The organism is Prauserella aidingensis (assembly GCF_024171865.1).
GTDB lineage: Bacteria > Actinomycetota > Actinomycetes > Mycobacteriales > Pseudonocardiaceae > Prauserella > Prauserella aidingensis.
In genome coordinates this window covers 1-17,102 of sequence record NZ_JAMTCN010000049.1, presented here as the reverse complement: position 1 = coordinate 17,102, position 17,102 = coordinate 1, and the positions used below count along the sequence as shown (strand labels likewise).

The following is a 17,102-nucleotide window of genomic DNA, read 5'->3' as shown; positions in this document are numbered from 1 at the left end:
ATGCGCTGGGCGCGCTGTACGCCGCCGCCTCACAGGGGCTGCCGACCCTGGCCGACGGCGGCTACGAAGGCACCGGAATCGGAGTGCACACCCCGATCAAACACCCACCCGGCAACCAAGTCCTCGATGCCGACAACCGCACCTACAACGCCCTGCTACGCAGGCTGCGCTGCCTCGGCGAACGCGGATTCGCCCTGCTCACCGGCCGCTGGCGCACCTTACAACGGATCACCGCCAGCCCCAGCAAGATCGGCAGCATCATCCAAGCCGCACTCGCCCTCACTCACCTCGAACACCGGCCGACCTGAAACTCGCTGAGATCAACTCACTGATCCAGAAAACACGCTCAAGGTCGCCCGAATGGATCATTTAGATTCATGATCGACAAGCGGATTTCTCAGGGAGTCGGAACACTCCTGATCAGCACGAGTGACTGAATTCCCCGACTCACCCGATCTGCGAAAAAACTGGGAGGTCCTTCATGTCGACGAGGACCAAGTCACTACTGGTAGCGGCTGTGGTGTTGCTGATCGTCGTGTCCGGCGCGACCGGTTGGTTGCTGCGCGGCAACGGCGACATCACCAACGCAGCGGCAAAGTCCGACGTTCCGGTCGGAGTGCCGACCATCGTTTCGCAGGGCGAGCTGTCCGAGATGGCGCGTCACCACTATCCGTTCTACGCAGCAGGCAACCGTCCCGGAACGAAAATGGAGGTCACCGTCACCAAGAAGAGCGCGGTATTCGTCCGCTACCTGCCGGACGACGTCGACGCCGGCGACAAGGGTGAATACCTGACGGTCAGCACCTACCAGGCGATCGACGGCTACGACGCGCTGAAAGGTGCCGACAAGGACGCCGCCGACGTGACCGAATCGAAGAACGGCGCCATCATCGCCGTGTTCAAGGAACGACCCCTCTCCACGTACTTCTCGTTCAAGAACGCCGGCTTTCAGGTCGAAGTGTTCTCCCCGAAATCCGGGGAATCGAAGAAGTTGACCGACGGCGGTGACATCAAGCTCGTGGGAGGCGGCTCGTGACGCCCCGCGCCTCACTGGCCCGCCGCACCGTCAACATCGTCCTGAGTACCACTGCCGCCGTTGTCACGGCCCTCTCCGGCCGCTATGCCGCCGTCGCGCAGGAGGGGCCCGAGCAACCGTGGTTCGACGTGGGGCCGTCCGGCATCTCCGGACCCGCGATCGCCGGACCTTCAGGCCCGGACGCGCTGTCCCCCGACGCACAATCCGCGGACCCCGACTCCTCCGGGTCGGACGGTTCGCAAGGACCACAGGGCGTGCCGGGGCCGGACGGGGACACCGGTCCCACCGGCCCACAAGGACCGCAGGGCGCAGACGGTGCCGATGGCGCCGATGGCGCCGACGGATCGGACGGTGCGAACGGAGCCCAGGGGCCGGTCGGCCCGCAGGGCTCCCCGGGCCCAGACGGGCAGCAGGGGCCGGCCGGACCTCAAGGCGCCGACGGCGCACAGGGAGCACAAGGCGCACAAGGCGCCGACGGAGCTGATGGCGCCGACGGTGCTCAAGGTGCCCAGGGGCCGCAGGGTGACCAGGGCCCGCAAGGCGAAGCCGGCCCGCAGGGCGCTCAGGGCGCGGACGGCGCGCAGGGCGAGACGGGCCCGCAGGGTGACCAGGGCCCGCAGGGCGAAGCCGGGCCGCAGGGCGAGGCGGGGCCCCAGGGCCCCGTCGGGCCTCAGGGAGCTGACGGCGAGGAGGGTCCCCAAGGCGCGCAGGGTGCGCAGGGCGATGTCGGCCCACAAGGCGTGGCAGGCCCTGCCGGCCCACAGGGACCCGCAGGTCCTCAGGGCGCGCAGGGCGACCAGGGCCCGCAGGGTGAAGCAGGTCCGCAGGGCGACCAGGGGCCGGAGGGTCCGCAGGGTGACGAGGGGCCGCAAGGGCCACAGGGCGTCCAAGGTGAACAGGGCGCACAGGGCGCCGACGGTGCTCAGGGCGAGACGGGTCCGGAAGGGCCGCAAGGCGCCGGTGGTCCGCAGGGACCTGCCGGTCCACAGGGCGCCGACGGTGCGCAGGGTGACCAGGGGCCGCAGGGCGCCCAAGGCGCGATACGGGTCCGCAGGGAGTGGCGGGGCCTGCCGGTCCCGAGGGGCCTGCCGGTCCTCAGGGACCACAGGGCGACGTCGGTCCACAGGGCGGGGCCGGTCCGCAGGGTGCCCAAGGCGCCGACGGTGCGGACGGTGCCCAGGGCGAGACCGGCCCGCAAGGCCCGCAAGGTGCTGACGGCGAGGACGGTGCACAGGGTGCACAGGGCGACGTCGGCCCGCAGGGGCCGATCGGACCGGTAGGCCCGCAGGGTGCGATGGGTCCCGTGGGGCCGCAGGGTCCGGCAGGTCCGACCGGTCCGCAGGGTGCTCCGGGCGCGCAGGGGGCGCCCGGCTCCCAGGGCGCCACGGGGCCTCAGGGCGCACCCGGCCCTCAGGGCGCACCCGGACCCGCGGGTCCTGTGGGCGCCACGGGGCCGGCCGGGCCGCAGGGCGCCACCGGTCCGCAGGGTGCGACAGGGCCGCAGGGTCCACAGGGGACGGTTTCCTCGGGGGCGGTTACTTCTACACGAGCTCGACGGCCACCAACAACGCCAACTCCCCCGTTCCGATGACCACGGTCGGCACGACGTACGGCACGGGCGTGGGGTTGTCCGGCGGCGGTGTGCAGCTGGCGCAGGGTACGTACACGATCAACTACACGTGGCAGGCAGACGCGTCCGGCGACGGTACGGTCCTGTCGGAGCTCACGTCGGCGTATCTGGTGCTCGGTGGCGTCGAGGTCGCAGGTAGCCGCATCAAGGCCACGACGGCCACGGCCGCGAACACCGAGGGGCAGGTCGCGAACGAGGTCACCGTCACCGTCCCGGCCGGTGGCCAGTGGCTGTCGTTGTACAACGGTGCGCGGGCCGCGACGCACAGCAGCAGCCTCGCCGGCATCACGGGAAGCATCAACGTGACGCGGGTGGGGTGACGCGGGTGCAGTGACGCGGCTCAGATCAGGAGCGGCCCGCCCTGGCGCGGGCCGCTCCTGACGGCCATCAGGTTGGCGTCGACGTACGAAATGTCGTTGGCGGCGTGGAAATCGGTGGGGAAGTACGTGCCGAGGCCACTGATCTGGAAACGCATCGGATTCCCGGGGAACACGCGATCGCGGCGCTCGGCCTGGGTGAGGTACCAGAAGCTGTTCTGGTTCCAGAACGCCACGTGCGTCGGATCCTGGAACGCTCCCCTGCCGTCGGTGCTGGGCGTGGTCGTCAACACGAGACCGCCGTGCGCGAGAACGCGGTAGCACTCGGCGAAGAACGCGCCACGATCGGGAAGTCGTTGTAGCAGCTCGTCCGCGACGATCACTCCGACCGACTCGTCGTCGAACGGCAACTGCGGCGACGCCGGGTCGATCTCGACGCGCGTGCCGTCCTCGGTCGCGGTGCCGTCGGGCCACGACGCGGTGTACAGGTCGAGCACGCCGAGGTCCGACCGCAGTGCCCACGCGACCGCGAGTCTCCGAATGCCGTGGTGGTAGCGCGTGACGGTGTCGGTCTGGATGCGTTTGTTGATGCTCTTGTCGCGCTGGGTGTTCGCACCGTGGATGCGCTGCAGGTACAGACACTTCGGGATGCGGCGGAACGGACCCAGTTCGTAGAGCCGCATCATCAGGTCCTGGTCGTCCAGGATCTCCAACGCCGCGTCGTATCCCCCGGCCTTCTCGTACGCCGCACGCCGCATCGCGCGTACGTGGTTGGGCGCGTACCAGATGTAGGACACGTTGTGCGGGCTCGGCTCGAGCGCGAGGCAGCGATCCACCTCGTGACCGTCGACGTCGGCGACCGTGTACTCTCAGCCCATCGCCGGGTTGAACCTGTCGTGGTTCGCTGATCCGTCGCCGTCGATCTGGGCGAAGTCCGAGTAGACGAGGACCGCGTCGGGGTCGGACTCGAAGGTCGAGACCAGCTCGGCGAGGCAGGTGGCGGCGAGCATGTCGTCGTGGTCCAGTTCGACCAGGATGTCGCCGGTGGCCAGTGCGCACGCCTCACGCTTGCTGGCACCCACGCTGCCCGTCGTGTCGCCGCGCACGACGCGGATGCGCGGGTCGGGTTCGGGTGGATCCCATCGGGCGTCGCCGTTCAGCAGCACGATCCATTCCCAGTCCGGACAGGTCTGGGCGACGACGCTGCGGTAGCAGTCGTCGAGGTAGTCGGGTGCGTGGCTCGGCGTGAAAATGGTGGCTTTCACCCGGGTGATGCTCGCACGTGATCGGCGACTCGGCAGGGCGTCGCGTGGCACTCGGGGGACGGCGACCGGGGCGACCGGGGCGGTCGACGATTCGCCGCGGCCGCGGCGGCCGGACGCGACTACCCGTCGAGCGCCCAGCGCGCGCCGATGCCGTCGAGGAAGGCGTCGAGAGTGAAGCGCATCGCCTCGCGACCGTGGAAACTCCAGGCGTCCTCCTCGGTGGTGACGGCCGCGAGGCGCGGGTAGTCGCCGCCTTCGGCCGCCCGGACGAGATACGGCTCCTGCGCGGCCCACCATTCGCTCTCGGTCGTGGGCGGCGGGGTGTCGGACGAGTCGGCGATCAGGTGGTCGCGTGCGGCACCGGTCACGATGCTCATGACGCCGGTGATGATCAGGTTCTGGTCGCGCGCCGGGATGTCGAGTCCCTCGAAGGCCCGTAGCGCCCAGTCGAAGCCGGTCAGCGACCCCGGCCCCATGACGGGACGGCGCTGGTTCAGTTCCAGCAGCCACGGGTGGGCGGCGAAGTCGTCCCACGTGCCCTCCGCGAGCAGGACGAGGTGTTCCCGCCAGTCCGAGCCCACCGTCGCGAGATCCTCGGGTGACGGTTCCGTCGCGCGGTCGACCATGAGATCCAGCAGCTCGGCCTTGCCCGGCACGTAGCGGTACAGGGTCATCGGCCCGGTACCGAGCTCGTCGGCCACCGCGCGCATGTTGAGCGCGGCGACGCCGGAGCGGTCGGCGAGAGCGATCGCGGTGGCGACGACCTGCTCGAGCGTGAACCGCGGTTTGGGACCGGGACGCCCTTCCTGGGCACCGTCCTCGCGCCACAGCAGTTCGAGGCTGCGCCGTGGATCGCCTGCGCCGGTCTGGGGAGTGCTCATGGGACAAGAATCCTAGCTACCACTGGCGAACCGGGTACATCGTACGCTATAACTGGGTACAACGTACTCGGTTAGCACGCAATTGGTTAGCACGCAATTGGTTAGCACGCAGGAGTCCTGATGAGTAGCTCCGTCATCGAGGCCCACGGCCTCACCAGACGGTTCGGGGAAACCGTCGCCCTGGACGACTTCGATCTCGACGTGGCACGTGGCAGCGTCCACGGACTGTTGGGTCCCAACGGCGCGGGCAAGACGACGGCGGTGCGGATCCTCACCACGCTGCAACGGTTGCAGACGGGCACGGCGGTCGTCGCAGGCCACGACGTCGTCCGGGAGCCGCGGCAGGTTCGCCGCCGCATCGGGCTGACGGGACAGCAGACGGCGGTCGACGACCTGCTCAGCGCGCGGCAGAACCTCGTCTACTTCGGACGGCTGTTCCGGCTCGGCAAGGCCGACGCCCGCGCCCGCGCCGACGAACTGCTGGCCCAGTTCGGCCTCACCGCTTCCGCCGACCGCGTGCCGAAGAAGTTCTCCGGTGGCATGCGCCGTCGTCTCGACCTCGCGGCCAGCATGATCCTGGCACCGGACGTGCTGTTCCTCGACGAGCCGACGACCGGGCTGGATCCGGCCGGGCGCAGGGAGGTCTGGGAGGCCATCGCGGGGCTGACCGCCGGCGGCACCACGGTGCTGCTCACCACGCACTATCTCGACGAGGCGGACCGGCTGTGCGACCGGATCTCGGTGGTCGACCGCGGCCGGAACGTCGTCGACGACACCCCGGACGGCCTCAAGCGCCGGATGGGTGCCGAGCGCCTCGAGGTGGTGGCGACGACGCCCGAGGCATTGGAGTCGATCACCGAGGTGGTCAAGGCGGTCGGGACGGGCGAACCCTCCGTGGAAGCGGAGGCGCTGACGGTCTCGGCGTTCGTCCACGACCCGGTGGACGCACTGGTGAGCGCGGCCGCCGAGATCCGGCAGCGGCGGTTGGAGGTCGCCGATCTCGGGCTCCGGCGGCCCACTCTCGACGAGGCGTTCCTCGAACTGGTGGGGAGGGAGACGGCATGACCCACGACATGACAACTCCGAGGCCGGCGGCCGACGACTCCGTCGGCGACCGGATCCGCTGGACGCTGAGTGACTACCGGGTCGTGGTGGGACAGGAATTCGCCCACCTGGTGCGGCAGCCGGCCAACTTCGCGTGGCAGCTCGGCTTCCCCGTGGTCATGGTGCTGCTTTTCGTCTACGTGTTCGGTTCGGCGATGGACGTCACCGGGCAGGGCGCGGGCGTCGGCTACATCGGCTACGCGATGCCGGGCCTGTTCGCGATGACGATGGCGTTCGGGTTCATGAACACCGCCTTCGCCGTCGCGGACATGAAGGAGAAGGGCTTCATCGACCGGGTGCGGTCGATGCCGATGGCGTCGTCGGCGATCGTGGTGGGCCGCAACCTCGCCGACACCATCCAGGCGGCGGTCGACCTGGCCGTGCTCGCCGTGATCGCACTGCTGATCGGCTGGAGCTCGGACGGGATGCTGTGGCAGACGATCGCCGCGTTCGCGCTGTTGTTGTGGCTGCGATTCTCGCTGATCTGGGTGGGGATCTGGATCGGACTTCTCGTCAACGGCACCGAGCAGGCGGGCAACCTGTTCGCGCTCGCGTTCCCGTTCGGGATGATCTCGTCGGTGTTCACGCCCCCGGAGTTGATGCCGAGCTGGTTGCAGCCGGTCGCGGAGTGGAATCCCGTGTCGGCGACCGCCACGTCGATTCGGGAGTTGTTCGGCAACCCGGTTCCGATCGGCGACGCGTGGCCCGAGGTGCACGCGATGACCGCGGCGATCATCTGGCCGTTGGTGATCACCGCGATCTTCCTGCCGCTCGGGGTGCGCCGGTTCCGCAATCTCGGGCGCTGACGTGAGCTGGGATCCGAACGCCACGACGATCCGGATCGTGACGCGGGGCCGTGTCACGGGAGTGGAGCACCCGGTCACGACCTGGTTCGCGTGCGCGGGAGGCGCGGTCTACGTGGCGGCGCGGGGTGGACTGCGGAGCGACTGGGTGCGGAACGTGCTGGCGACGCCTGCGGTCGAACTCCGCAGGCGCCGTCGTTCGTGGATGGTGGTGGGCGCGATCGTCGACGACGGCGACGAGGTGGCGGGCGCAGTGGAGGCGTTCGCGGACAAGTACGTGCAGCATCCCGGAGTCGTCGACGCCTGGCGCGCCGACCCGCCGACGTTCGTGCGATTCCGGTGGACGGAGTAGCCCGGTCCCGCCGCGCGCCTCGGCCGCGGGTGCGGTGACGGTCACGGTCGCGTCTCGTTCGGTGGCAGTGGATTCCGTGGTCGTCGCAGGGGAGACGATGCTGAGTACGTGGGGGTCGAGGCGGTTGTTCACGTCGAGTTCTCGAGGTGACCGATGGGCGCGGTCGTCGGCATCGTGCTGGGTGTCGTGCTGCTGATCGTGGGCGGGGTCGTCGGCGTGGTGACGTTGTTCGACGTCCTGATGGCGCTGATCCCGCGTTTCGAGGCGTGATCGCCTTATGCTGAGCTGGCCAGGGCTGTGCGAGCGGTCTACGGCTTGTCGTCCGGTGGCTCGTCGGACCGCGACCGCTGCGTCTCCTCGAGCACGTCGGCGATGCGGATCACCTCGACCGGGCAGTCCGCGAAAATGTCCTGGTACGGGTCGGATGTTCTCCGGCCGGGCAGCGGGTGTTCCTCGGGTGTGTGCTGCACTGCGGTTCCGTCCCTCCGTGTCCGTCCGCCGGCTCGATCCGGCTGTGATGCGACTCTTCCACGGACGGCGCTCGGCGTGTGAGGGTCGTACGGCCGACGTGTTCTCAGTTCGGAGGCGGACGACCGCGCGAGATTACGTGCCGACCCGGCGTCGGCGTTGCATCGTGACGACGAAGGCGGCGGAGGCGAGTCCTGCCACCGCGGTGGCACCCGCCAGGGCCTGACGTCCGGTGCGGGCGCCCTGGCACGCCCGAATGGCCTGGCTCTGTCGTTCCGACACGAGCACCTGCCTGGCCCACGGGACGTCCGCTCCGAGCAGGTGATCCGACTCGTCGGACGGTTCGAGGGCGGTGCCGCAACTGCTGAGCATGTCCGCGGCGCCGTCCGCGGTGACTGGGGACGTCAACGCCCACCACGAGACGAGTGCACACGCCACCGCGACCAGCCCTGCGAGCACCGACATCCGCACCACGGCAGTATAGGCAGCGCTTCGCGCGTGTTCGGCTTGCTGTGCCACCTGTCGGCCTCGCTGTTCGGGTGGCGGTCGCCGGTCCCGGGAGTACGGTGACAGCTGTGTACGAGCAGCGCTTGTCCCGGGTGGGCGCGGTGCGAGTGGCGTGGCGCGCGGTCGCCGAGACGGACGGTCGGCATCCCGTGCGGGCGAGCGAGCACTGGGGACTGTCGTTCATTCGGCGGGTCGACGGAGCCTTGGACGCGGAGCTGGACGGGCCTCGCCGTGCGGCCCACGTGGTGTCGTCGAGCGCGGGAGAGACGTACTGGGGCGTCGAGTTCCGTTCGCACGTCTTCCTCCCGGGCGTCGACAAGCGCGCGCTGAGTGGCGAGACGGTGCGGCTCCCGTGTTCCGGTGCGGCCGTGGCCTTCGGCGACGTGACCGTGGCGATTCCGGAGTTCGACGCCTTGGACGCGTTCGTGGAGACCCTGCTGTCCCGGGGGATCGTCGTCGCCGACGAGGAGGTGCGCCGTGCACTCGAGGGTGACGCGCCGGGGCGGTCGGCGCGCACGTGGCAGCGGCACGTCCGCACGACGACAGGCCTGACGCGGTCGCAGGTGCAGCAGTTGCGCCGCGCTCGACGCGCTTACCGGCTCCTGCAGGGCGGCATGTCGTGCGCCGAGGCGGCGCAGTGTGCCGGTTACGCCGACCAAGCCCACCTCACGCGTGCCCTGCGGGTGTTCGCCGGCCGGACGCCCGGCCGCATCCTCGCGGGTAAGCCACCCCCGACGTGACGTTCTCGTTCAAGACGGTGCCCGGTTCTCGCGATGCGATGACAGCCGACGACGTCACCGCATCGAGAGGAGAACGATCATGCCCGTCGCGCCCGAGGGCTACGCCGCCGTCAACCCGTTCATCATCACCCGTCGTGCCGAGGCGCTCCTGGAGTTCCTCGTCGACGTGTTCGGCGCCGTCGAGAGGCCGGACGCACGGACGGTCGACACGGACGGGCTGCTGCTGCACTCCGAGGTCGAGCTGGGTGGATCGACCATCGCCGTCGCCCATCGGAAGCCCGGATGGCCTTTCACACCGTCGCTGCTGCAGGTGTGGGTCGACGATCTCGACGAGACGCTCACCGCAGCGCGAGACCGCGGCGCGACGATCGTGACCGAGCCGACGCCGTTCTTCGGCGACACGTTCTCGCGGTTTCGCGACCCGTGGGACAACCTGTGGTGGGTCTACCGGCACGACCCGAGCGCGGTCGTCGAGTGGAGCGCGGAAGCCGAGTCCTCCGAAGTGGACACGGACGAGGCGGCGTGGGCGCCGACGCCGGAGCTCACCTACATCCACGACACGCTGCTGACGGCGATGGCCGAGCTGCGCGACCGCAGTTGAACGTCGGGTTGACGCTGAAGTCCAGCGCTGTCCGTCCGTCGGACACTGGTGTGGAGTTGCGGAGGACGGGCCCGCCCGCCCGGTCCTATGGCGGACCGGGCGGTCCACTATTGGGTAGCCTGGACGTATGCCGCGTCCACGCCAGTTCGATGAAGCGCGTGTCCTGGCATCCGTGCAGGACGTGTTCTGGGACAAGGGGTATGCAGGCACGTCGCTCGAAGATCTCCTGGCGGCCAGTGGGCTCGGTAAGGGAAGCCTGTACGGGGCGTTCGGGGACAAGCGAACCCTCTTCCTGCGCGTGCTGCGCGAGTACGACGAAGCCAACGACCGGATGCTGCGCGCGTGGCTGGACGAGGCCGACCGCTCCGTCGACGTGATTCGCGGCTTCGTCACCGGGCCCCTACGGGACCCCGATGGCGACCAGGCCCGTCGTGGCTGCCTGCTCGCCAACACCGCGATGGAGCTCTCCGTGAGCGCCTCCGACGTGGCGGCCGAGGCTCGCCGAAGCTACGCCGCGACGACGTCCGTGCTGGTCGACGCGATCCGGCGGGCGCAGCGCGAGGGGGACGTCGCATCCCGTGTCGTCCCGGAGAGTGCCGCGCATGCGGTGCTGGCGGGTCAGCTCGGACTGGTCGTCCTCGGCCGGGTCGGCCAGGATCCGGCCACCTTGCTGAGCATGGCCGACACCCTGCTCAGTGGGCTGTTGCCCACGTCTTGAACACCACGAGAGACGGCGTGAGGTACGACACCGACCGTTTTATTGACCAATCAGTCCATATCGAGTGTTATGGACCAGTCGGTCAATAATAGGGAAGTGGGAAGCTGTCATGAAGGCTCTTGAGGGCAAGGTCGCGGTCGTGACCGGGGGAAACGCCGGTATCGGACTGGCGATCGCGCGTGCTTACGTCGGCGAGGGTGCCCGGGTGTTCGTCGCCGGGCGTCGGCAGGAGCAGCTCGACGAGGTCGAGGCCGAACTCGGGTCCGGGGTGACCGGGGTCCGCTGTGACGTGGGCAGGCTCGAGGATCTCGACGCGCTCTTTGCGACGGTCGCCGAGCAGGCGGGCCGGATCGATGCCCTGGTCGCCAACGCCGGGATCGGGATCGTGGCGCCGTTGGGTGAGATCACCGAGGACCAGTTCGACGCCATGTTCACCACCAACGTCAAGGGTTCGCTGTTCACCGTGCAGAAGGCGCTCCCGCTGCTGTCGCCGGGGGCGTCGATCATCCTCACCGGATCGACGGCGGCCTCGCGCCCCGAGCCGTACCTGCCCGTGTACGGGGCGACGAAGGCAGCGATCCGGAACCTGGTGCGCGGGTTCGCCCACGGCGCGGCGGAACGCCAGTACCGGATTAACGTGCTCTCCCCCGGTGCCACCCGCACGCAGGGTTTGATCGACCTGATCTCGGCAGAGACGGCCGCCGCCGCGGGTGAGTCCGTGCCGCTCGGTCGGCTGGCCGAGCCCGAAGAGGTCGCCGCGGCAGCCGTTTTCCTCGCGTCGGACGCCTCCAGCTATGTCAACGGCTCCGATCTCGCCGTGGACGGCGGCGTCGCACAGGTCTGAAGCCAAACGTCGGGCAAGCGCTGGCGATGCCCGCGTCCCGGGAATCGGGAAGCGTGCCCACGGTGCCGGTGGTCCGAAATTCGGCCGACCGCCGGTGCGACCGTGGACAGCGCGCGTGAGCTGATGCCGGCATCGGAGGCGTGTGGTGGCGTCCGCCGACGGTGAGTGCGTGCTTCTCGGGCGCGGACCTCAGGTGTGGAGCAGGTCCGAACCCGCGTCCGCCGTCTTCTCTGCGATCTCCCGGGGGTCGTCGTTGCCTGCGAGGAGGTCGTACTCGGCTCGGCCGAGCAGTTGCCACGCCTTGCGCATTTCGGGAGCCGTCGGCATCGGCGTTCCCCGGCGGCACTGTTCGACGTAGGGCGCGAGAACCGGGTCGGTCTCCGCGACCGTGGTCATCGCCTCCTCCTGTGTGGGCACCAACTGCTGGATCGCGTTGAGGTCCTCCCCCGCGTCGGGTATCGAGAGGTACGTCGTCAGCAGGTCCTGTGCGGCCGGAAGGTTCTTCGCCCTCCGGTTGAGATAGAAGCCGTACACCGACACGAAGGGAACGGCGGGCCGAGGGCCGAGTGGTGGCACCGTGCGCACGGTGACGCGCATACCGCGTTTCCTGATCGACGCGAGCGCACGCGAGGAGCAGATCAGGAAGGGCGCCTTGCCTTCGAGGAAGAGTGGAAGCGATTCGGCGCGTCCGACGGCCGGATCGAGCGGCCCGCCGTGTCCCTTGCCGAGCTCGGCGAGTTTCACGAAGCCTGCGACGAAATCGTCCCGCCACCGCGCGGTGTCGCCCGGTGTTTCGGAGTGTCGACCGAAGAACGAACCGCCGACGCTCGTGAACAGCGGCCACAGGTGGTACGGATCGCCCGCGTTGCCCCGGTCGTCGGGCTCTCCGACCTGCAGTGCGACCGGGACTCCGTCGTCGATCCCGTGGCGCCGCAAGGTTTCGGCCCCCGTCGTGAGGAGCTCGTCGAACGTCTCGGGCATGACCCCACCCGCGAGCGCGTCGTTGCGGATCAACGCGACGCTGTCGAGCACGTAGGGAATGGCATGCAGCGATTCGTCGTGGGTGAACGCGTCCAGGGCCGTCCGCGACATGCGCGCGAGACCTTCCGGCGAGAACTGTGGTTTGGCCGCCCACTCCTCGGCGACGACGCGGCCCATCCAGTCGTGCGGGCCGGCGACGATGTCCGGCATCTCGTAGCCGCTCGGCGGGCGGCCGGATTCGGCGACCTGCTCGAACGCGGCTTCGAGCGCCTCGGTTCGTTCGAACCGCTGGACTTTCACCGCCAGGTTGTACGTTCGGCGGAAGTTGCTGCGCCGCCCGAAGTAGCGTTCGAGTGTCGTCGCCCTTGTTGCCTCGGCCCACAGCACCAGGGATCGCACGCGCTCGACCTTCCGCTCGTCTCGCAGCCAGTATCCCTTGCCGCTGCGGAAGGTCGCGTGCACCTTGTGCGGATCCGTGTCGTGGCTGCTTTTCTCGGCCGATTCCGTGCCTGCCCCGTGCACGTCGCCGGTCGGCCAGAGGTGGGTGTCCTGTGCCTTCAGCACAGCCACGTCCCTGCGGAAGGTCCTGCCCCACGTGCCACAGGTGACCGTGACGACGAGCTGTTGCATCGGGAACTTCGACTCGTTGTAGACGAGAGCGCCCGTGCTCTGCCTGTCGGACTCGATCTGCCAGCCGATTCTGAGCTGTTGCGCCCTGGTCTTCTGCCTGCGCGCCACGAACCACACGACGACCGGGGACAGCGCCACGACGAGCGCCCCCAGCGCGCCGAGCAGGTCGGAAAGGTTGCCCAGCATCGGCGGATCGTACCAAGAGAACCGCTGCGCACGAGGCGAAAACGGCAAGCTCACGGGCCTGTTTGCGGTGGCAAGGCACTGGAGTTGCCCGCGCGCTCGTCCGTACCGACGATCACGCCCCATCGGATGGAGTAGAGGGGGATGTGCGGCGCCGTGATTTTCCAAGGCGGTATCGTGCGACACCGTGGCCGGCTCCGGTTTCGGCGCTGTTCGTGGCACGATCCCGGGCATGGGCCGAGTGAACATCCGTCCGGCGGAGCCTGCCGATGTCGAGGTGCTGGACCGGTTCGTACGTGAGCTCGCCGTGGCCGAGGAGTTTCCCGGCGAAGTGCAGGCCACGCCCGGCGATCTTGCGGCCGCGCTGTTCGGCACGGTGCCCACGGCCGAAGCCGTGTTGGCGACCATGGACGGCGTTGCGGTCGGCTTTGCGCTCTATTACCTGACTTACAGCACGATCGTCGGACGGCCGACGCTGCACCTGGAGGATCTGTACGTCAGCCCGGCGCAACGCGGCTGCGGCGTCGGCATGGAGCTGCTTCGACATCTGGCGGCGGAGGCCCTCGCGCGTGGCTGTCGCCGTTTCGAATGGTGGGTGCTGCGTACCAATGAACCGGCAATCCGCTTCTACCGACGGATAGGCGCCCGCGAACTCGACGAGATCCACGTGATGCGACTCGCCGACGAAGGCCTCGCCGAGCTGGCGCGCACGTCGGGACCGTCCTCGGACTGAGCGTGTCACCATCCGGAGATGGATGTCGACATGGACGGCACTGCTGGCATGCGGGTTCTTCATGAGTCGGTGCTGGCTGCGTCGGAAGTGCTCGGTGAGAGCCTGGAGGCGGCGTTCACGCTCGGCAGTCTGGCGCACGGCGGGTTCGCGACCTTGGTGAGCGATGTTGACATCGCGCTGGTGTTGGCCAACCTGTCGGCGGATACCGATTCCGATATCGACAAGATCAGCAGCCTGGTGAAGGCACGGTATCCGGGAACATTCGCCGAGCGCTTGTCGATATTCTGGACAGACTGGGAAGGCGTATTTCGTGGCACAGGTTCCCTTGGACGATTGCCCGCAGTGGACCGTCGCGACCTGATCGAGTCCGGCCGGTTGCTGCACGGAACCGACCGGCGAACACAGGCCACGTCTCCGGACACTCACGAACTGGTGATCAACGGGGCAGAGTTCGCTGTGGGGAAGTTCGATGCCCAGTATCTTGCCGTTGTTCGGAATCCGGGCCGTCTACTCGCCGAAGGTGTGCGGGCGACGACGAAGGTCGTACTGTTTCCCGTCCGGTTTATGTACACGCTCAGCACCGAGCGGATCGGTCGGAACGATGAGGCTGCAGCGTGGTACAGCCGGACGGGGGCGGCACCGGCCCTGGCGCAGGCAGCCCTCATGTGGCGGCGCCAGGGCATCGACAACCCCGGCCATGCGCAACTACTTCTGTCAGAACATCTTGTGCCGATGTATCTGGAGTTCTTCGATGCGTACATCGAGGCTGTGACCGCAGTCGGGCGGGCGGACCTCACGCGAGAGTTGCAGCAGCGCCGAGCACGACTGGCAGCGACCCCGAAGGAAACGTGAGCCGACGGGTCAAGGACGAGCGGTAGCTCATCGCGTAGCGACGCCGTAGGTCGCGTCGGTCGATAGGTTGACTTCGTGGCGATTCGCGCGGCGGTGTTCGACATTGGCGACGTACTCGAGATCGTGCCTGACCTCGGTGCCGGCAGGCGGTGGGAGGCCAGGCTCGGTTTCTCGGAGGGTGAGATCGGTCGACGGATAGCGGATATCTGGGCGGCCGGGGCCATCGGCGCTGTTACCGAAGATGAGGTGCGTCAGGCGATCAGCGATCGGCTGAACGTTGACGTGGCGCAAGCCGATGCGTTCATGACGGATGTCTGGGAGCAGTATCTGGGCACCGGCAACTCCGAGTTGATCGAGTACTGCCGGGGGCTGCGTCCGCGCTATCGGACCGGCATCTTGAGCAACAGCTTCGTCGGCGCCCGGGAACGGGAACAGGCCGCGTACGGGTTTGAGGATCTCGTGGATGACATCGTGTACTCGCACGAGGTCGGCATGAGCAAACCGGATCCGCGGATCTACAAGCTCACGTGTGACCGCCTTGAGGTGCGGCCCGAGGAAATGATCTTCCTAGATGATCTCGAGCCCAACGTCGCCGCGGCGCGTGCAGTCGGCATCCACGGGATCCACTACCGGGACAACGCTCAGGCGATCGCCGAGATCGAGGAGCTGCTGACGTCAGCTGGCGGGTGAACCGCCGCATTGCGGAGCACCTTCCTTCGTCGGGGCGTGCAGCTCGGAGGAACGTGGATTCGTCACGGCGGCGATGCGCTTGGCGACGTGCTCGAGGCCGTAGGGGACAAGTGGCTGAACGGCCCGGCGCAACGACCGTTCTGCTAAGGGGCTGCGGCTGTGCAGGCGCGGCCGTCCGTGTTTAACGGTGTTACATTTCATGAACACTGTAATAGGATCGGTGGCATGGCAGCCACGGGACTGAACGAGCCCCCTGACGAGCGGTCAGGGGCCGAGGCAAGCCCGAGCAACGCGACGGCGGTCTCGGGGACGGTCTGGTTGAGAGACGAGCCTGATCGTGCTCGACGCGCTGCGCCCTTGACTCGTGAGCAGATCGTGCACACGGCGGTGGCGCTGCTGGATCAGTCGGGGGCCGGCGGGCTCACGATGCGTCGTCTTGCCCAGGAGTTAGAGGTCACGGCAACCGCGCTGTACTGGCATGTGAAGACGAAAGACGACGTGCTCGACCTGGCCGTGGACCGGGTTTTCGCGGAGGTGGCCATCCCCGAGCAGACGGACGAGTGGCGGGCCGATGTTCGCACCCTTGCGAGTCGTTGGCGCGAGGTGATGCTGGCGCACCCGTGGGCACCGGCGCTGATCGGCCGCCCCATGTTGGGGCCCAACGTGCTGGCCCGCACCGAGTTCTTGCAGTCCTCGCTCGCCCGCAGTGGCCTGAACGAGCGTGAGCTGACCGTGCGGACCCGACTGCTGGCGAACTTCGTCATTGGATCCGCACTGACCGAGGCCACCTGGCACCAGGCCAGCGATCCTGCGATGCGCACCGAGGCCCGGGATCTCATCGCTGCGGATCCTGAGCGATACCCGACTCTGACAGCGTCGGGACACCTGGACGAGGAACGCTGGAGCGATGCGGACCTGTTCGAGTGCGGACTGGATGCACTGCTGGCCGACACCGGGCCGACGAGCCCAGCAGCGCCGCCAACTCACTCAACAGACGAGGCTTGAACGCCATGCCGCTGAAGCGCACCGAAATCACCGCCGAGAGTCGGGAGGAAGCCCGCCGGCTGGTGGAGCTCTACCGCAAGGGCGGACATGACCAGGCACTCGAAAACGAGGTCACCGACGACGTCGTCGAACACGGTTTCACGCCCCGCGGACGTCCGAGGCTGACCGGGACGACCAACGGCAATCCCCCGATCCTGTTCTTCGACACCGACGTCTATCCCGACATCAGGCGCTGATGTCGGACGGTCGTCCTGGACATGCCCACCCAGGAAGCCCGGCCGGTTTCGCTGCGGAGCCTGGACGTGTCGGTCGTGTGGGGCGCCCGCGCCGAAGCGCATCGCGGATTCGGCGCTCGTGCACGTTCCGGAGCGGCGGAGCCCGTCGGCGGCTCGCGCTCGCTCGGCCCCGACACGACGAAGGCCCAGGTCCGAAGTGGATGGCTTCTGACCTGGGCCTTCGTGGTTGGAGCGGATGACGGGAATCGAACCCGCGTTCTCAGCTTGGGAATCAGGCGGACGCGCCTGGAAAGTGGCCCTGACCTGCGAGCGAGGGTGCGCCTCGGGTGCCACCGTTGACCGTGGTTGACCGCCCCTAATGGCACGCTAATGGCACGACGGCGCACAAATCTGGGTGACCTCATGGTCGTCGTTGGCGACCTGCGGCAGTGAAACAGGCCATGTGCTATGTCGATACGTCGTGGGGCTTATCGCGGGTTCTGGCGGCTGCCTGTTGCCCAGATGGACCTGTAGATGGCCCGATGTG

General features: G+C 68.4%; 21 protein-coding genes. 15 read left to right on the top strand and 6 right to left on the bottom strand.

Annotation, left to right across the window (positions count from 1 at the left end; all coding sequences use genetic code 11):
• The 3 genes from LY13_RS24985 to LY13_RS24975 all read left to right on the top strand — a co-directional run.
• Positions 1–308, top strand: a 308-nt coding sequence (locus LY13_RS24985) for a transposase family protein (RefSeq protein ID WP_253830959.1), incomplete at its 5' end; no start/stop codon positions are given.
• 173 nt (positions 309–481) lie between these two features.
• Entirely contained in the window at positions 482–1,036 is a 555-nt protein-coding gene (locus LY13_RS24980) for a hypothetical protein (protein ID WP_253831019.1), read from the top strand.
• Positions 1,037–2,623: 1,587 nt separating this feature from the next.
• On the top strand, positions 2,624–2,986 hold the full coding sequence (locus LY13_RS24975) for a hypothetical protein (RefSeq protein ID WP_253831018.1): 363 nt from the start codon (positions 2,624–2,626) through the stop codon (positions 2,984–2,986).
• Positions 2,987–3,006: 20 nt separating this feature from the next.
• Here the strand turns inward: LY13_RS24975 and LY13_RS24970 are convergent, their stop codons facing one another.
• The 3 genes from LY13_RS24970 to LY13_RS24960 all read right to left on the bottom strand — a co-directional run bounded on the left by LY13_RS24970 (position 3,007) and on the right by LY13_RS24960 (position 5,129).
• Entirely contained in the window at positions 3,007–3,819 is an 813-nt protein-coding gene (locus tag LY13_RS24970; RefSeq protein ID WP_253831017.1) for a methyltransferase domain-containing protein, read from the bottom strand.
• A 33-nt stretch (positions 3,820–3,852) separates the two neighbouring features.
• Positions 3,853–4,248, bottom strand: coding sequence for a glycosyltransferase (locus LY13_RS24965; RefSeq protein WP_253831016.1), 396 nt, complete (start codon positions 4,246–4,248; stop codon positions 3,853–3,855).
• Between the two features lie 119 nt (positions 4,249–4,367).
• Complete coding sequence (locus LY13_RS24960) at positions 4,368–5,129, bottom strand: TetR/AcrR family transcriptional regulator (RefSeq protein WP_253831015.1); 762 nt, start codon at positions 5,127–5,129, stop codon at positions 4,368–4,370.
• A 120-nt stretch (positions 5,130–5,249) separates the two neighbouring features.
• On the opposite strand from LY13_RS24960, the gene LY13_RS24955 reads away from it, so the two are divergent.
• The 3 genes from LY13_RS24955 to LY13_RS24945 are packed head-to-tail and all read left to right on the top strand — an operon-like array spanning position 5,250 to position 7,388.
• Positions 5,250–6,194, top strand: coding sequence for an ATP-binding cassette domain-containing protein (locus tag LY13_RS24955; RefSeq protein WP_253831014.1), 945 nt, complete (start codon positions 5,250–5,252; stop codon positions 6,192–6,194).
• Positions 6,191–7,039, top strand: coding sequence for an ABC transporter permease (locus tag LY13_RS24950; protein ID WP_253831013.1), 849 nt, complete (start codon positions 6,191–6,193; stop codon positions 7,037–7,039). The genes LY13_RS24955 and LY13_RS24950 overlap by 4 nt, the downstream gene beginning before the upstream one ends.
• Positions 7,040–7,076: 37 nt before the next feature.
• Positions 7,077–7,388: a nitroreductase/quinone reductase family protein gene (locus tag LY13_RS24945; RefSeq protein WP_253831012.1), complete on the top strand. Its 312-nt coding sequence runs from the start codon at positions 7,077–7,079 to the stop codon at positions 7,386–7,388.
• Between the two features lie 308 nt (positions 7,389–7,696).
• Here LY13_RS24945 and LY13_RS24940 read toward each other — a convergent pair whose 3' ends face one another.
• Both LY13_RS24940 and LY13_RS24935 read right to left on the bottom strand, forming a co-directional pair.
• Positions 7,697–7,858 carry a hypothetical protein gene (locus LY13_RS24940; protein WP_253831011.1) on the bottom strand — a complete coding sequence of 54 codons (162 nt, stop codon included), beginning with the start codon at positions 7,856–7,858 and terminating at the stop codon, positions 7,697–7,699.
• 133 nt (positions 7,859–7,991) lie between these two features.
• Complete coding sequence (locus LY13_RS24935; RefSeq protein ID WP_253831010.1) at positions 7,992–8,327, bottom strand: hypothetical protein; 336 nt, start codon at positions 8,325–8,327, stop codon at positions 7,992–7,994.
• A 104-nt stretch (positions 8,328–8,431) separates the two neighbouring features.
• Here LY13_RS24935 and LY13_RS26095 point away from each other — a divergent pair, with 104 nt between their 5' ends.
• From LY13_RS26095 to LY13_RS24915, 4 genes are all read left to right on the top strand, one after another.
• Positions 8,432–9,103 (top strand): helix-turn-helix domain-containing protein, encoded by a 672-nt coding sequence (locus tag LY13_RS26095; RefSeq protein WP_253831009.1) that lies wholly within the window; start codon positions 8,432–8,434, stop codon positions 9,101–9,103.
• Positions 9,104–9,182: 79 nt separating this feature from the next.
• Positions 9,183–9,704: a VOC family protein gene (locus tag LY13_RS24925; RefSeq protein ID WP_253831008.1), complete on the top strand. Its 522-nt coding sequence runs from the start codon at positions 9,183–9,185 to the stop codon at positions 9,702–9,704.
• 127 nt (positions 9,705–9,831) lie between these two features.
• Positions 9,832–10,422, top strand: coding sequence for a TetR/AcrR family transcriptional regulator (locus LY13_RS24920; RefSeq protein ID WP_253831007.1), 591 nt, complete (start codon positions 9,832–9,834; stop codon positions 10,420–10,422).
• Positions 10,423–10,531: 109 nt separating this feature from the next.
• Entirely contained in the window at positions 10,532–11,266 is a 735-nt protein-coding gene (locus LY13_RS24915) for an SDR family NAD(P)-dependent oxidoreductase (RefSeq protein ID WP_253831006.1), read from the top strand.
• A gap of 189 nt (positions 11,267–11,455) precedes the next feature.
• On the opposite strand, the gene LY13_RS24910 is transcribed toward LY13_RS24915, so the two are convergent.
• Positions 11,456–13,063: a sugar ABC transporter substrate-binding protein gene (locus LY13_RS24910; protein WP_253831005.1), complete on the bottom strand. Its 1,608-nt coding sequence runs from the start codon at positions 13,061–13,063 to the stop codon at positions 11,456–11,458.
• Positions 13,064–13,247: 184 nt separating this feature from the next.
• Between LY13_RS24910 and LY13_RS24905 the strand changes: the two genes are divergently transcribed.
• The 5 genes from LY13_RS24905 to LY13_RS24885 all read left to right on the top strand — a co-directional run bounded on the left by LY13_RS24905 (position 13,248) and on the right by LY13_RS24885 (position 16,576).
• Positions 13,248–13,793, top strand: a complete 546-nt coding sequence (locus LY13_RS24905; protein ID WP_253831004.1) for a GNAT family N-acetyltransferase — start codon at positions 13,248–13,250, stop codon at positions 13,791–13,793.
• An 18-nt stretch (positions 13,794–13,811) separates the two neighbouring features.
• A complete protein-coding gene (locus LY13_RS24900; protein ID WP_253831003.1) occupies positions 13,812–14,645 on the top strand; it encodes a hypothetical protein in 834 nt (277 codons plus the stop codon).
• Between the two features lie 75 nt (positions 14,646–14,720).
• A complete protein-coding gene (locus LY13_RS26090; RefSeq protein ID WP_253831002.1) occupies positions 14,721–15,335 on the top strand; it encodes an HAD family hydrolase in 615 nt (204 codons plus the stop codon).
• A 225-nt stretch (positions 15,336–15,560) separates the two neighbouring features.
• The gene (locus LY13_RS24890) at positions 15,561–16,340 is read left to right on the top strand and encodes a TetR/AcrR family transcriptional regulator (protein WP_253831001.1); all 780 of its coding nucleotides are present in this window, start codon (positions 15,561–15,563) and stop codon (positions 16,338–16,340) included.
• A 5-nt stretch (positions 16,341–16,345) separates the two neighbouring features.
• Entirely contained in the window at positions 16,346–16,576 is a 231-nt protein-coding gene (locus LY13_RS24885; RefSeq protein WP_253831000.1) for a hypothetical protein, read from the top strand.
• Positions 16,577–17,102 lie beyond the last annotated feature (526 nt).